This window comes from Pseudobacter ginsenosidimutans, assembly GCF_007970185.1.
GTDB classification, from domain to species: Bacteria; Bacteroidota; Bacteroidia; order Chitinophagales; family Chitinophagaceae; genus Pseudobacter; species Pseudobacter ginsenosidimutans.
Map to the genome: position 1 here is coordinate 5,600,920 of NZ_CP042431.1, position 16,164 is coordinate 5,617,083.

Below are 16,164 nucleotides of genomic sequence, written 5' to 3' on the forward strand. Positions count from 1 at the left end.
TCTTACTTCTTCGCTGCATACTTTGTGGAAGTGGTCCGCTTGCCTTTCGTTTTCTTCGATGCAGATTTGGAAGCATAAACAGCGGAACTTTTCTTCTTCACAACCGGCGATTTCTTTCTTACAGGAGCAGCTGTTTTAACCACTGCTTCTTCGTCGCCTTCATCCAGCCCCTGCATGTAATCACCGAAGATATCGGCCATCTCACGGACCTTATAGATCTTCTTGCTGTCGTTATTGCAAAGCGCGATGATAGTGGTGTTCTCGTCAATCAGGCGATAGAACGCAGTTCTGTTGCCATGCCACCAGCCGTTGTGGTAGATCAGTTTCTTACCATTCTTAAGCACATACATTCTCCAGCCGAGGCCATAGTTATGTGTGCCCGGCTTTTCGTTGGAGTAGGGCGTATAGGCTGCTTCCAGGGTTGCCTGGTTGAAGAACCTTCCGCTGCGCAGGGCCTCGTCCCATTTCATCAGGTCGCGGGGGGTGGAGTAGATGTTCTTGTCGCCATACACCAGGTCAAGGAAATCCAGCGGATATAGCTTGCCGTTATTGAAGTAGGAAGGAAGATAATGATTCGCATAGGCATTGGTGAAAACATAAGTGTCTTTCATGCCGATGCTGTCGAAGAAAGTTTGTTTGAGGTAATCGCCATAGAACATGCCGGTCACTTTTTCGATCATGAGTGCCAGCAGGGCGTAGTTGGTATTACTGTAGCTAAAGCCCCTGTTGGGTGTGCCACAGGGGATCTGCTTTCTTTTGGCGATAAGAAAATCCAGCACATCCTGGTTACTGATCTGTTTGTGGCGATCCCACCCCATACTGCCCATGTAGTGATCATACTTTGGAATGCCGCTGCGATGGTTGAGCAGCATGCGTACCGTTACGCCGCTGAGCGGAAATCCGGTAAGGTAGGTTCCCACGCTGTCATCGATATTGATCTTTCCTTCTTCCCAGAGCTTACACACGGCCATGCCGGTGAATGTTTTGGAAACGGATGCCAGGTGAATGGGAGTATGTGCGTGGATACTGTCAGCAGGAATGCGGGGATTGGCATATCCGCCATATTTCTCATAAATGATCTCACCATCTTTGGCAACAAGTATGCTGCCATTGAAACCATTCTTGTAATTGGTATCAACAAACTGTTTTACTTTATCCAGGTACAGATCTCTGTTACGCGATGTATTGGAGATCGCGCTGGTCAGAGCTGTTTGCGTTGCTTTATTCTCTAATGCTTCCTTGTCTGTTACATGACCGCAGCTGAATGCGAAAACCAGTAACGGAACGAGCCTTGTTACGTTCTTCAAAAGGGTGTCTGTTTTGAATAGGTTATTGAGCGGCAAAAGTACAACAAACGAACAATCGTTCAGTTATGCAATCCGTTTTTTCCGTTTCAAATTTAAGGGACATCTTTGCAAACCTGAACCAAAACTCATTTGTTTTTCCTCATGTGCCATAGGCAATAACGCAAAAGAGAAGCCAACCATATATGACTGACAAAAAAAATACAAGCTACCCCAAGGAAAAAGTGAACATCCTGTTCCTGGAGAACATCAGCGACAAAGCCGTGAAACACTTTACAGAAGCAGGTTACGCCTCCGTAAAGAAACTCAGCGGCGCCCTTTCGGAAGAAGAACTGATCAAGGCAGTGAAAGACGTGCATCTGCTCGGAATCCGCTCCAAGTCACAGATCACACCGGCTGTACTGGATGCCGCCAAAAAGCTCCAGGCCATCGGTTGTTTCTGTATCGGTGTGAACCAGGTAGACCTGCAATCCGCAACAGAACATGGTGTAGTTGTATTCAATGCTCCTTATTCCAATACCCGCTCCGTAGCTGAATTGGTGATAGGTTTGTCTGTTATGCTGATCCGCCGCATCCCGGACAAGAACAAGGCTGCGCACGAAGGCGTCTGGAACAAAGATGCCAAGGGCAGTTTTGAGCTCCGCGGAAAAACGCTGGGCATCATCGGTTATGGAAATATCGGATCGCAGGTGAGTGTACTGGCGGAAGCGCTCGGTATGAAAGTGATCTTCTATGATGCAGTTACCAAGCTCCCCCTGGGCAATGCCGTTGCCAAAAGAACGTTAAAGGATGTATTGAATCAGGCGGATATTGTAACCTTGCATGTTCCCGATAACGATTCAACCAGGAACCTGATCAATAAAACCACTCTCAAACATTTGAAGAAAGGAGCGATCCTGCTCAACTATGCAAGAGGCGAAGTGGTGGACCTGGATGCACTGGCAAACGCTATTAAAGAAGGACAGGTTGGTGGCGCTGCCATTGACGTGTTCCCCTGGGAGCCTGAAAAGAATGGCGACAAATTCACGTCACCACTCATGGGCCTGCCCAACGTGATTCTCACCCCGCATATCGGCGGTTCTACCGAGGAAGCACAGATGAATATCGGGGACGATGTGAGCAACAAACTTTTCCAGTTCCTTGAAATGGGCGTCACCATTGGTTCCCATACGGTACCATCTCTCAGCCTGCCGCCGCAGGAAGGCACACACCGTATCCTGCACGTGCACCGCAACGTGCCCGGCGTACTGAGCGAGATCAATACAACTTTGAGCAAGAACAATATCAACATCCTGGGCCAATACCTCAAAACGAACGACGAGATCGGGTATGTGGTGCTGGATGTAGACAGAAAAATATCCAATACAGCCTTCCAGCTATTGAAAGATGTGAAGGAGACGATCAAGGTGAGGCTGTTGTACTAAAGCATACTCATGGACAACGAAACCATCAGACAGTTAAAAGAAGCAGTAGAATTATCTCCTGAGAATGTACCCCTGCGCCTTCACCTGGCGGAAGTGATGCTGAAAGCAAAAATGTATGCGGATGCATCCTCCCAGTTCAGTGAAGTGCTGGCAAGAAGTTACGGAAATCTCAAAGCGAAGCTCGGCCTGGCCGAAGCTTCGTTCTATCAGCACAAATATTCAACAGCGCTCATCATCTATGAAGAGATACAGGATAGTATGCCTGTTCCCGCCATGGTGCTCTACGTGAAATGCCTGTTGAAAGAAAACTCACGCGCACAGGCTGTGGAAGTGTACCAGAAAGTGATTGCCCTTCATCCTGAATTCAGGGATGAGGAGATCGATCAGATGCTGCGTATGTCCGGCCACGGTAGTGCTTCCGATCATGAGGAAGAAGAGGAGGAAGATTATGCACGAACCGACTCAGACAGCAAATATTTCCTGCAGAAACCCGATGTGAAATTCTCCGATGTAGGAGGGATGAAGCGCATCAAGGACGAGATCGCCATCAAGATCATCCAGCCGCTGAAGAACCCGGAGCTCTACAAGGCTTTCGGCAAGAAAACAGGAGGCGGGATATTGTTGTATGGGCCTCCGGGTTGCGGAAAGACTTTCATTGCCAAAGCTACGGCAGGGGAGATCGATGCGAAATTCATCAGCATTGGTCTGCATGATATTCTCGACATGTGGATCGGCAACAGTGAAAAGAACCTGCACGCCATATTTGAACTGGCCCGCAAGAATGCGCCCTGTGTGCTTTTCTTTGATGAGGTGGATGCCATGGGCGCCAGCCGTAACGATATGAAGCAGTCGGCCATGCGTCATGTGATCAACCAGTTCCTTTCTGAAATGGATGGCGTGAACAGCAGCAATGAAGGCGTACTGATCCTTGCCGCTACCAATGCTCCCTGGAGCGTGGACCCGGCATTCCGCCGTCCCGGCCGCTTCGACCGCGTGATCTTTGTAGAGCCACCGGACGAAAAAGCGCGTGAAGAGATCATGGAAAGCATGCTGCAGAATAAACCTGTGCAGGATGTGGATGTGAAGAAAATAGCGAAGGAAACGAATGATTATTCCGGCGCTGACCTGCAGGCCGTGATCGATATCGCCATCGAAGATAAGCTCCGCGAATCCCTCAGCAGCGGTGTATTACAGCCTATCGGCACCAAAGATCTGCTGAAAGGAGTGAAAGCACATCGCCCCACAACCCTGGAATGGTTTGCCTCCGCGCGCAATTACGCACTCTACGCAAACGAGTCCGGCCTCTATGATGATATCCTGAAATTCCTTAAGATCAAAAAGTAAGCATGGCGGACACTATCGTTTTGATACAAAGAGCGCATCTGCTGCTCTCGCAGGGAAGGTCAGAAGACGCCATCAGGCAACTCAGTGAAGTGCTGCAGGCCGATCCCAATAATGATCATGCCCTTTCGCTCATGGCCCGCGCCCGCTTTGATCAGAAAAGATACAAGGAGGGAATGGATCTGGCGCAGCGCGCCATCAGCCTGGAACCTACAGAAAGTTATTACTATTATCTGCTGGCTTTCGGTTTTTACAGCGTGGACAATAACGCTCATGCACAGTTGAATATTCGCAAGGCTATCGAACTGCATCCTTATCAACCTGATTATTTCGGGCTATGGGCATTGCTCTTGCTGGAAAAGAATATGTTCAGCGATGCGCTGGAAAAAGCAAATGACGGGCTCAGCATCGATCCTGAAAATATCAGTTGTCTCAATGCACGCGCCACTGCACTCAATAAACTGGACCGAACCGATGAGAGTATCGATACGATGCGGACCGTACTGGACCAGGACCCGGAGAATTATTACACGCATATCACTGTAGGCTGGAACCTGCTGGAAAAAGGAAAGCAGAAAGAAGCGACCGTACATTTCCGCGAAGCGCTTCGTCTCAATCCCAATGCAGAGGCCGCCAGGGCAGGATTGAAGCAATCGCTCAAAGCGAATATCCCTCCTTACAAGTGGTTACTGCAATACAGTTTCTGGATCAATAACAAGAGCAAGAATGCCAAATGGGCGATACCTATCGGCATCTACCTGGGTGTAAGAGCCATCGATATCCTTTCCAAACATGCTTCACCCGCTGTAGCGATGGCTGGAAAGGTCATTGTTGGGCTGTATATCCTGGTGGCACTGGCTTCCTGGTTCATCAATCCACTGGCGAATATTTTTCTATTTTTCCATAAAGACGGGAAGCATGCACTTACCGGCAGTGAGAAATGGGGTGCAGTGCTCACCACTTCTGCTTTGTTATCGGGCGTAGGGCTCCTGATCTATCATCTGGCTACACAAACCGGCGATGAATCCGTGTATTTCATTTCCGGCGTGATAGCGCTGACGCTGGCATTACCGCTGAGCGTTCTCGAACTTCCGTTACGCCTCCGCAACAATACAATCGGGCAACTCTATGCGATGGCGCTGATACTGACCGGACTGGTGTTCATCGGTTTGACTTTTGCAGGGCTGATGACCATCAACCTGTTCTGGGTATATGTTATTGCAGCGATCGCATTTACCTGGGTTGCATCGTTTGTGCGCAGATAAAATCAAAAGATCATTCATATGCAACTGCCCGGATTTTGAAAGAAAATCCGGGCAGTTCCTTTTAATAAGGTACACAAAAGAAACGCAGAAAAGTTCTGCCGTGTCTGCCTGGTTAAACAAATGATAAAAAACATCCAAATACTTTCTAACTTTCAATAAATATTGAAAAATATGTAACTTTACACCGCATTTAAAGCATCCCTTATGAAAGTTGTGATAGTAGGAGGCGGCTTCGGTGGCCTCCGGTTAGCCCGGAAACTGAACAACAAACCCGGATTTGAAGTAACCCTGTTAGACAGATTCAATTATCACCAGTTTCAACCTTTGTTCTACCAGGTAGCTACGGCAGGCCTCGATGCCAGCAATATTTCCTTCCCGCTTCGGAAAGTATTCCACAAATCAAAGAATGTACGCATCCGTTTGGGTGAGCTCAAAGAAGTGGTGCACGATCAGAACCTGATCCGAACTTCCATTGGAGATATGGAATACGATGTACTGGTGCTGGCCACCGGCGCAGGCACTAATTTCTTCGGCAACAAAGCCCTGGAAGAACATGCATTCCCGATGAAAAGCACCATCGAAGCGCTGCAGCTGCGTCATACGCTGATCCAGCATTTTGAAGATGCCCTGCAGGCAACAACACCCGAAGAAATGGAACAACTGCTCACGCTGGTGGTAGTGGGTGGTGGCCCTACAGGCGTGGAGCTCAGCGGCGCACTGGCTGAATTGAAAAGATATGTGCTGCCCAAGGACTTCCCTGAGATCGACTTCACCAAAATGAAGATCTATCTTCTCGAAGGCTCTCCCCGCACGCTGGCGGCCATGAGCGAAAAATCTTCCGCCGATTCACGCAAATACCTGGAAAAGCTGGGCGTTACCGTTATGACAGGCACAGCCGTGCAGGATTACGATGGTGAAACTGTACTGCTGAAAAATGGTTCCGTCATCCGTTCCAAACTGGTGATCTGGGCCGCTGGTATCAAGGGTAACCTGCCCGCAGGTATCAGGCCTGAGCTGATAGCAAGAGGCAACAGGGTAAAGGTGGACGGCTTCAACAAAGTACTGGATACCGCCAACGTATATGCGATCGGCGATATCGCCAGTATGGAACTGCCTGACTATCCTAACGGTCACCCTCAGGTGGCCGCCGTGGCTATTCAACAGGCCGACCAGTTAGCAGCCAACCTGATAAGGATCGAGAGCAAGAGCAGCGCAAAACATATCAAAAGCTTCAGCTATTATGATAAGGGCTCCATGGCTACTGTAGGCCGTAACCTGGCGGTGGTGGACATTCCCCGCCCAAAATTGCACATGAAGGGATTCCCTGCCTGGATGGTTTGGATGGGATTGCACCTGATGCTGATCCTGGGCGTGAAGAACAGGTTGTTCGTATTTTTGAACTGGTTGTACAGCTACTTTACTTACGACCAAAGCCTGAGATTATTGTTCAATAATACCAAACCACCGAAAAGGACAGCCCATGTCAAAGCCATTCCTAACCGCCGCCTGGAAGAATTTAGTGCTAATTAATTACAGTGTTGATCCTTCAATACTGAAGCCTTATCTGCCTTATGGCGTGGAACTGGATACCTTCAATGGTATCCACTACCTGAGCCTGGTGGGTTTCATGTTCCGCGATACCAGTGTGATGGGTATGAAAATTCCTTTTCATGTAAACTTCCCGGAAGTGAATCTTCGCTTCTATGTAAAGTATAATGATCTTGGAAAATGGAAAAGAGGAGTGGTGTTCCTGAGTGAGATCGTACCGAAACATGCAGTGGCCTTTATCGCCAACAGCATTTATAGAGAGAATTACCGCCGTATGCCAATGCGGGTGACCGAAGAAATAGATGCGCACCGGATCAGTGCCAGTTACGAATGGAAATTCCGAAATTCCTGGAACCAGGTGGCTGTGTCTGCTCTCAACCAGCCAATTGTTTTACAGGAAGGATCCGAAGAAGAATTCATTACAGAACATTTCTGGGGCTATGCTAAATACTCAGCTGAAGAAGCTTCGGAATATCAGGTGAAGCATCCACGCTGGAATACTTTTAATGTAGATTCATATAATATTGAATGTGATTTCAGCTCCTTATACGGAAAGGCTTTTAGCGAACTCAACAACCAGGAGCCGGTTTCTGTTTTCTTTGCAGAAGGTTCCGCCATTGAAGTATATCCAAAACGTCTTGTATCCAGGTTTTGATTTGTTGCCGCCGGAAATCCAGCTTGCTATTCCAGCCCCAATTTCTTATTTTTGGTTAGCCTCTGCATTCAGTCCTGTATATCTCATATCCTGCCGTCACGAAAAGCTTTTACCTCCCTTGAAATCACTTCACCAGAAAATGATTTCTTATGCAGGAAATTGTAGACATCTCAAAAAGGCCACCGGGAAAACCTACTGACTGGATCCCCATCACTATTGCACTGAGCATTTTCTTTGCCGCAGCCATTACTGTTTTATTTTTTATGGAGCCCCCACAACCTCCCGGCGAACCTTCGCAGAAAGGAACAGGAACAGACAGCGCCCTGAACATAGATACACCCCAGGATCATCGGAACCACTGATCAGGTCTGCTATTCATGAGCATCCCTGCGCATTTGCTGCCGGAATGATTAGGGATAGTTTCTTTTCCCTATTTTTATCGCTCCGTCTGACCCACGGATCTGAACATTGAGCACCCATAACCAGGATAACCAACTGCTGCTGCGCATTGCTCAAGGCGACGAATCCGCCTTCCGGCAACTGTTTGACCAATACCGGGATCTCATCTATTCCTTTTCTTATCATCTTACCCAATCGGATATCATCGCAAAAGACGTTGTGCAGGATATCTTCGTAAAGATCTGGACCACCCGTTCCACGCTGGACCAGATTGTGAGCATCCGCGCCTGGATGCTGCGCCTCACGCGTAATCATGTGCTCAATGGCCTTAAAAGAAAAGCACATGAAGAAGCCCTGCTGCGCGAGATCGGCTCCAGGCTCTCACATTCTCTTCAGCCTACCGAAGAAGCCGTTCATTACCGCGAACTGGAAAAGCAATTGCAGCAAGCCATTGCTCAGCTTCCGCAACAGCAACAGCGTTGCTACCTTCTTAGCAGGGACGCAGGCATGAAGCACGATGAAATAGCCACTACACTTGGCATTTCACAGGAGACCGTAAAGAAGCATATCATGGCCGCCATCCAATCCATCAAAAAATACCTCACCCGCAGCGGCAACCTGCTGCCTGAATTCTTTCTCTTTTTCCTGTAATTTATTTTTCTGACAACTACCCCTGTGCTTTTTCCTGTTTGTCTGTTTACAGGATACCATCCTATATTCTTAACAAACAGAAAAAATGGACACAAACAGGATCGATTGGCTATTCAGGAAATATTTCGATGCCAGTTGTACAGAAGAGGAGAGAAGGGAGTTCCTTGAACTGGTGGCGCAGGGCCGGCAGGACGAAAACCTGCAACAATTGCTGGAAGAGAAATTACAGGAATATGCACCTGACAGAAAACTGGACCAGCTCAGCGCAGATGCTTTGTTCAATACCATCATGCAAAAAACAGATCAAAGAGAACCTGCACGCGTGGTGGAACTGAACAGGAGATCACCGCCTTATAAATGGCTGGTGGGTATTGCTGTTGCCATTGCCGTAGTGTGCCTGAACATCTGGTTCTGGGACAAGGATAATTATTCCGGTAACGATCCGCAGCAAGTGGAAGTCTTCAAAGAAAAAGACACTACACATCCCGTTCCCGGCACCAACAAAGCGATGCTGGTACTGGCCGATGGCAGTATCGTTGCGCTGGATTCCGCAAGCGATGGCACCATCGCCACACAAGGCAATACACGGGTATTGAAACAAGGTAAAGGCGAGCTTAGTTACGAAGCCGGTAACCATTCACAAAATGGAGAAGTGCAATTCAACACACTCTCCACACCTTACGGAGGACAGTATCGCATCAAACTGCCGGACGGTAGCCGTGTATGGCTGAATGCCGCCTCCAGCATACGTTATCCCACAGCATTCACCGGCAAAACAAGATCTGTTTCTATCACCGGCGAAGCCTATTTTGAAGTGGAAAGAAATACAGCAAAGCCCTTTGTGGTGCAGACAGGCAAAATGGGAGTTGAGGTGCTGGGCACTCACTTCAATGTGAATAGTTATGATGATGAACCTGTCAGCAGAACAACCCTGGTGGAAGGCAGTGTGAGAGTGAATACAGCAGGTTCCGCGCAGGATATAGCCGTTCTGAAACCTGGTGAACAGGCACAATGGAAACCGGAAGATGCAAAAATGAATATTAGAAAAGTGGACGTGGAATCCGTTACGGCGTGGAAGAATGGTTATTTCCATTTCGATGGAACGCCGGGAGCAGAAGTGATGAGACAGGTGAGCCGATGGTACGATGTGAACATCGAAATAAATGGAAAAGTGGGCAGGCACTTCAGAGGCATGATACCCCGCAATGCCTCGCTGGATGAAGTACTGCACATGCTGAGCCTGACAGGGGAATTCAAATACAAAACAGAAGGGAGGACCGTGCGGATCTTACCATAAGAATTGTTGACAGACATATAAAAATGGACTAACAAAAAAGCCGGTTTCAGATGGCGGTCTGACCCCGGCGAACGTAAAGGCTAATCCATTTTCCCGGAATACCGGGACTGCTTATTGTTTAACCTAAACTACACAAATGTATGTATTTAAACCTTCGCGGTAAAGGCCGTCCATTAACCGGCCTTTCACCAGTAGCCAAAACCTTGCGGATTATGAAATTGATTGCAATACTGCTGTTAGTTGGCTGTTTGCAGGTGAGCGCAAAAGGGTACGCTCAGAAGATCACACTGCATGAGAAAAACGCCCCGCTTCAGAAGATCTTCAAAGAGATCAGAAAGCAAAGCGGGTATCTTTTTTTGTACACTGACGAATTAATCAGGGATGCCAGGAATACCGATGTGGTAGTGAAGGAAGTTCCGCTGGAAGAAGCGCTGAGAGCGGCTTTCAAAGAACAGCCCCTCACTTTCACCATCGTGAACAAAACAATTATCGTTAGAAGAAAAGAGGAACCGGCCCCGGTACCAGCGGTTACTTTGGAGATCTTTGCCAAACATTCCATCAAAGGAACGGTAGTGGATGAAGACAATACGCCCATCAGCGGCGCTTCCGTTGTACTTAACGGCTCCAAACACGGCACCAGCACCGGCGCTGCCGGCGAATTTGTACTGAACGATGTGAACTCCGGAGAATACGAGATCGTAGTTACTTCCGTGGGATTTGCCAGGCTCACGCAAAAGATCAGGGTTAGGGACGAAAGCCTGAACCTGACGCTCACCCTCACAAAAAGCGCTTCCCGCCTCGATGAGATAGTGGTAACAGCATATGGCAGCGGCAGGCAGGGTAGTATCACAGGCTCCGTGAGCACCATGACCTCCAAACAACTGGAACACTCACCACGCGCATCAGTGCAGGATAACCTGCAGGGTAATGTGAGCGGTGTGATGGTATCTACAGGTTCAGGACAACCGGGATATTCCGGTAATGTTCGCATACGCGGTATCGGTAGTATCAATGCAGGCAACGTGCCCCTTTACGTGGTGGACGGAGTGCCGCTCTACGCCAGCGACCTCAACAGTCTCAATACTTCCGATGTGGCCAGCATCTCAGTACTGAAAGATGCTTCCGCCGCAACGCTCTATGGTTCCCGCGCCGCCAACGGGGTGATCATCATTACCACCAAAAAAGGAGTGGCCGGTAAAACGCAGTTCAGCGCTTCCGCTCAGACCGGCTCCAATACCATCACCAATGTGCAGGGCTCAACTCCTCTCAATACGAATGAAATGCTGGAACTGCTGAAAGAAGGTTGGGTGAATACAGGAAAGAATGCCGCGGACTTCGAAGCAGAAATGAAAGCGAACGGCGTTGATCCCACTATCAATACAGACTGGTTCGATGCACTGATCCGCAGAGGAGCCTACCAGCAATTTGACCTCTCTGCCAGCGGGGGTAACGATAAATCCAAATTCTATGCTTCAGCCAGCTACTACAACGCCAAAGCGCCCATGCTGGGCAGTGATTTCAAAAGATATACCACCAAGATCAATCTCAGCAACCAGGCCACTTCCAGATTCTCCTTCTCGCTCGGATTACTCGCCAGCGCCACCAAGTCGAATCTTGTGAAGGACGAAGGCAGCAATGCCAATCCCGTTCGCGCTTATAAACGCTACCAGCCCTGGCTGAGGATCTACAAAGACGATGGCTCCTATGATCTCAGTTATTCCAACAACTACAATCCCGTGGCATTCGTGAAAGAGAACCGGCTCACGCAGGACAGGTATAATTTCCTCGGAAATATCGGCGCCAAACTGGTGATCATAAATGGCCTTACACTGGAAACGCAGAACAGCGTTGACTTTCAGTATTCTGAAAATTTCGATTATGCAAAGTCGGGCATCGGTACAGCAAGGACCAATGGTGGTATCGCCGATTACGGAACCGGCAAGATCATAAACTTTGTGAGCACTAATATCCTTCGTTATAAAAAAGACTGGGGCGTACATGGCCTCGAAACTTTTATCGGTTATGAAGGACAAAAAATCCAGTCCTCCGGTGTTACCCTCACCAAAAGGAATTTCATACCCAACACGTATACGCTGGACAATGCATCCGTACTGGTTTCCGGAGGAAGCTCCGGCACCAGCAATACATTGATGGGCGGCTTCAGCAATGTTTCCTATAATTACGACGGCAGGTATTATTTATCCGGCTCATTCAGAAGGGATGGTTCCTCCCGCTTCGGAGAGGACCAGAAATTCGGTAATTTCTGGTCAGTAGGCGCCAGCTGGAATGTAGCTGCCGAAAAATTCATGCACACGCAGAAGCTTTTCTCCGATCTGCGTCTCCGTGTAACCTATGGCAGCAATGGCAACCAGAGCATCGGAGATTTTGAGTCGAGAGGTTTGTATGGCAATACCTATTCCTACGATAATAACCCCGGCTTTGCTTTGATCCAGTATGGCAATGAGCTGCTTACCTGGGAAAAGAACAAACCTTTCAATGTTGGTGTGGATTTCGGGATCCTGAATTCCCGTATCCAGGGCTCGCTGGAATATTATGTGCGAACCACTTCAGCGCTGTTGCTGGAGCGTCCGGTTTCCGCTACCAACGGTGTTACCAGTGTGATGCAGAATATCGGATCGATGGAGAACAGTGGGATCGAACTGGAGATGAACAGTCTGAATATCCAGTCCAAAGAGAACGGCTTCAGCTGGAATACACGATTCATGTTCGCTACGCTCAAAAACAAGATCACCAGGCTGCAAAGCCCGATAGTAGGCACTTTCAACCGTTACGAAGGCGGCGATTTCTACCAGTATTACCTGCCCGGATTTGCAGGAGCTGATGAGAACAATGGTGAATCGCTCTGGTATACAGACGGCACCAAGAGCACTACCACCAATGTATACGGAAATGCGGCGCGCTTCAACCAGGGCTCGGCATTGCCGGACTGGTATGCAGGCATCACCAATACTTTTGCATTCAAAGGTATCAGTCTCAGCTTCCAGTTCTATGGCAATTTCGGTAACAAACTCTATGATAACTGGGGCTCCAACTCTTATGGCGACGGATCAGCCGGTTTCGGTCCTACATCAGCGTTACCCCGCTACTATTACGAGAACAGATGGCAGAAGGCAGGCGATAAAGGCAAACAACCCAAAGTGATGTACCGCGGCTCGCAAAGCGGCTCCAGCAACCATTCCAGCACGAGGTTCCTCTATGATGGCGACTATATCCGTCTCCGTGATATCACTGTTGGCTACGAACTCCCCAAACAATGGATCAACAACCTGCACCTCGGCAGCGCACGCATCTATCTTCGTTCCAACAACCTTTATACCTGGCTGAAGGACGACCGCCTCAGTTTCGATCCGGAAGTTGGCGTGGATGGCTATGTAGACCAGAATGCGCCTATCTACAAAACGATCCTGGTTGGTCTCGATATCAAGTTCTGATAAATAGAAAAATGAACAACAATGAAACATCTTACCATACATAAAATATTACCGGCACTATTATTGACCGCTGCCTTCGGCTCCTGTACCAAAGGATTCCTGAGCACATCGCCTCAGCAATCCACTGCGCTGGACAAAGTGATTGTTGACCTGCCATCCACCCGCGGCGCCATCAACGGCATCTACTCTTTGCTGAAAAGTGCAGATTATTACGGACGTACCATGTTCGTGAATGCAGACCTGCTGGCCGATAACGCTTATATCAGCAAGAAGAATTCAGGCCGTTACCTGCCCAACGACCAGTATGGGATCACCAGTAACGACAGCCGCGTTCGCGCCACCTGGAACCAGCTCTACCTGCTGATCGCGAATGCGAATATCCTGATCCGGAAAGGTGAGGCTTTGCAGTTGCCTGCTTCCGAAGAGCCCGAGAAGAACCATATTCTCGGTGAGGCCTATACGCTGCGGGCACTCGCTTACCTTGACCTGGCAAGGACCTATGCGCAGCCTTATAATTTCACGCCCGATGCTTCGCACCTGGGAGTGCCCGTGGTTACCCAAACCATCCCAGACAACAGTAATATCATTTCTCCCAAACGCAATACGGCGAAAGAAACCTACAAGCAGATCGTGGATGACCTGGTGAAAGCCACCACCTTACTAACGGCAACGCCTATAGGATTCAGTGCCTCCAACAAAGGTAAAGTAACACTGAACGGAGCCAGGGCCTTATTGAGCAGGGTGTATCTTTACATGGAAGACTGGCCCAATGCGGAAGCCATGGCCACCGAAGTGATCGGCGCCAATAAGCATAGCCTGATAGCACGGGACAAGCTGCTCACTGATTTCGGGCTGCAGAACAACAGTGAAACTATTTTCGAAGTGCATTATCTCACCACCGATAATCTCGGTAGTGATCAGCTCACCAATTTCACTTTACAGTCCGGCAGCTACGGAGACCTGCTCGCCACAGACGATCTTTACAATGCTTATGAAGCAACCGATGCCCGGAGAGCTTTCCTCATCAAGGGCAAACGTTCAGGCAGCGGGGGAGAGAACCCGGCTGTGATCATCAACAAATACACGAATATTTCCACTTTCGAAGAGGGCATCAAAATAATGCGCCTGGCAGAAGTTTATCTCAACCGCGCTGAAGCACGCGCCATGCAGCCCGGCAAGGAAGCCGATGCCGTGGCGGATATCGATGTGATCAAAAAACGCGCGTTTGCCACTCCCGCACCCACAACGGAAACAGGCGCTGCACTGTTACAACTGATCAAAAACGAAAGAAGAAGGGAGCTGCCATTTGAAGGGCAAAGGCTCTTCGATCTCACAAGATGGAAACAAGGTTTCACCAAGTATCGCTCGGGTAATGTTACTATCAGTATCGACTATCCGAATCTCAGGACCATCATGCCGATACCGCTGGCTGAGATCAATGCCAATCCGAATATCGAGCCCAATGATGGATACGGGAATTAAATTATAGTTAAGGCTCTTATCTTGAAACCGCATCTCCCGCAGGTGCGGTTTTCGTTTTGGTGTGCCCGGTCACTCGCCGGGAGGCAGCTGACTGGCTGCTCCCGGTTTTTTTGTATCTTTAGAAACCTGCCCTGGCACGATCTTTTTGAATCAGAATAAAAAGTACAATTATGAATACCAGCGGTCGCCCGGATCAAATGAATACATTATTGGAAGTGCTCAACAAATGCAAGGACCGGAGCATGGATATTGCATTTGAATATACGCCACAAGGCCTTACAGCAGGAAAAGATGGCAAGAAGGTTTATCAGCCTTCAGATCTCAGGATCCTTAAAACCTATCGTTTTGAGGGTATGAGCAATCCCGATGACAGTTCCATCCTCTACATCATCGAAGCCAATGACGGCACCAAAGGATACGTAATAGATTCTTATGGCGCTTATTCCAACCATGACGACCAGGCGGGATATGATAATTTCATCCGCCAGATTGAAGTGGAAGACAGGGATGAACAGCTTCTTTTCTCGCTATAATCATTGCAATCATATTGGGATCATCCGGCAATACCGGATGATTTTTTTATTCCTGCAATCGGAAATAAGTCTTTACTGCTTCATAATTGCTGTAATCCACCGGCGGCCTGGCCACTGAATTGGCGGCAGCATTCCCTGCTATCACCACGTATTTGAACTCCTGGGTGGGAACCACCACATCACCGATATACGGCGCTGTTCCTATACTTGCATTATCTGTATACTGGAAATAATAATACAATTGAAGCAGTCCAACTCTATAAGTGTAATTCCGCATGATCATGTAGCCGTAATTGCCCGAGGGATTGGAGTGGGGAAGCGGGGTCCAGCTATCCGGGAGCATGGCGGAGCCGGCGGGGATCTTCATATATACCAGTACGGTCCCGTTATTGAATATATCCTGTGTTAGCGATGCAACGGATACATTGGCCATTTTAGCGGGATAGGAAGTGGTAGCATTCCCGTTCCTGATGCTCCAGGAATCTCTTGCATATTTGCTGTTGTCCAGGATAAAAGCTCCTGTGATCACGTTGGCATTTCCGTTGGCGCCATCCTGTCCATTCTTCCCGTTTTCGCCGGCTGGTCCCTGCGGGCCTTCCTTTGAGCAGGAAAAAAGAAAAAATGAAAAGAAGAAAAGGAGGATCAGCTGTTTGAGAGCGCTCATGTTGATGGTATTTTGATTGTTTCCCCGGGAATTCCGGACCGTCAAGATTAGGCAAAGCCCGGAGGGCATAACATACCCAAAAGGGGGATTTTGATCCTTTACAGGGAAAATATCCGAGATTTGTACTGCCATCCCGTAATAAAAAGTCT

13 protein-coding genes are annotated in these 16,164 nt (G+C 48.7%); 11 read left to right on the top strand and 2 right to left on the bottom strand.

Annotation, left to right across the window (positions count from 1 at the left end; all coding sequences use genetic code 11):
- Positions 1 to 2: 2 nt before the first annotated feature.
- On the bottom strand, positions 3 to 1,307 hold the full coding sequence (locus tag FSB84_RS22040) for a serine hydrolase domain-containing protein (RefSeq protein WP_158644058.1): 1,305 nt from the start codon (positions 1,305 to 1,307) through the stop codon (positions 3 to 5).
- Positions 1,308 to 1,489: 182 nt separating this feature from the next.
- On the opposite strand from FSB84_RS22040, the gene serA reads away from it, so the two are divergent.
- The 11 genes from serA to FSB84_RS22095 all read left to right on the top strand — a co-directional run bounded on the left by serA (position 1,490) and on the right by FSB84_RS22095 (position 15,351).
- Positions 1,490 to 2,728, top strand: a complete 1,239-nt coding sequence (serA, locus tag FSB84_RS22045) for a phosphoglycerate dehydrogenase (RefSeq protein ID WP_130540027.1) — start codon at positions 1,490 to 1,492, stop codon at positions 2,726 to 2,728.
- Positions 2,729 to 2,737: 9 nt separating this feature from the next.
- Positions 2,738 to 4,072 (top strand): ATP-binding protein, encoded by a 1,335-nt coding sequence (locus FSB84_RS22050; RefSeq protein ID WP_130540028.1) that lies wholly within the window; start codon positions 2,738 to 2,740, stop codon positions 4,070 to 4,072.
- 2 nt (positions 4,073 to 4,074) lie between these two features.
- Entirely contained in the window at positions 4,075 to 5,334 is a 1,260-nt protein-coding gene (locus FSB84_RS22055) for a tetratricopeptide repeat protein (protein WP_130540029.1), read from the top strand.
- 204 nt (positions 5,335 to 5,538) lie between these two features.
- Positions 5,539 to 6,864 carry an NAD(P)/FAD-dependent oxidoreductase gene (locus FSB84_RS22060; RefSeq protein ID WP_130540030.1) on the top strand — a complete coding sequence of 442 codons (1,326 nt, stop codon included), beginning with the start codon at positions 5,539 to 5,541 and terminating at the stop codon, positions 6,862 to 6,864.
- The gene (locus tag FSB84_RS22065) at positions 6,815 to 7,537 is read left to right on the top strand and encodes a YqjF family protein (protein ID WP_130540031.1); all 723 of its coding nucleotides are present in this window, start codon (positions 6,815 to 6,817) and stop codon (positions 7,535 to 7,537) included. Before FSB84_RS22060 ends, FSB84_RS22065 begins: the two co-directional genes overlap by 50 nt.
- 149 nt (positions 7,538 to 7,686) lie before the next feature.
- The gene (locus tag FSB84_RS22070) at positions 7,687 to 7,899 is read left to right on the top strand and encodes a hypothetical protein (RefSeq protein WP_130540032.1); all 213 of its coding nucleotides are present in this window, start codon (positions 7,687 to 7,689) and stop codon (positions 7,897 to 7,899) included.
- Positions 7,900 to 8,005: 106 nt separating this feature from the next.
- A complete protein-coding gene (locus tag FSB84_RS22075; RefSeq protein WP_130540033.1) occupies positions 8,006 to 8,587 on the top strand; it encodes an RNA polymerase sigma factor in 582 nt (193 codons plus the stop codon).
- A gap of 85 nt (positions 8,588 to 8,672) precedes the next feature.
- Entirely contained in the window at positions 8,673 to 9,884 is a 1,212-nt protein-coding gene (locus FSB84_RS22080; RefSeq protein WP_130540034.1) for a FecR family protein, read from the top strand.
- 212 nt (positions 9,885 to 10,096) lie between these two features.
- On the top strand, positions 10,097 to 13,336 hold the full coding sequence (locus FSB84_RS22085) for a SusC/RagA family TonB-linked outer membrane protein (protein ID WP_158644059.1): 3,240 nt from the start codon (positions 10,097 to 10,099) through the stop codon (positions 13,334 to 13,336).
- A 21-nt stretch (positions 13,337 to 13,357) separates the two neighbouring features.
- On the top strand, positions 13,358 to 14,818 hold the full coding sequence (locus tag FSB84_RS22090; protein WP_130540036.1) for a RagB/SusD family nutrient uptake outer membrane protein: 1,461 nt from the start codon (positions 13,358 to 13,360) through the stop codon (positions 14,816 to 14,818).
- A gap of 170 nt (positions 14,819 to 14,988) precedes the next feature.
- Positions 14,989 to 15,351: a hypothetical protein gene (locus FSB84_RS22095; RefSeq protein WP_130540037.1), complete on the top strand. Its 363-nt coding sequence runs from the start codon at positions 14,989 to 14,991 to the stop codon at positions 15,349 to 15,351.
- 46 nt (positions 15,352 to 15,397) lie between these two features.
- Here FSB84_RS22095 and FSB84_RS22100 read toward each other — a convergent pair whose 3' ends face one another.
- A complete protein-coding gene (locus FSB84_RS22100; RefSeq protein WP_130540038.1) occupies positions 15,398 to 16,015 on the bottom strand; it encodes a hypothetical protein in 618 nt (205 codons plus the stop codon).
- Positions 16,016 to 16,164: the final 149 nt, after the last annotated feature.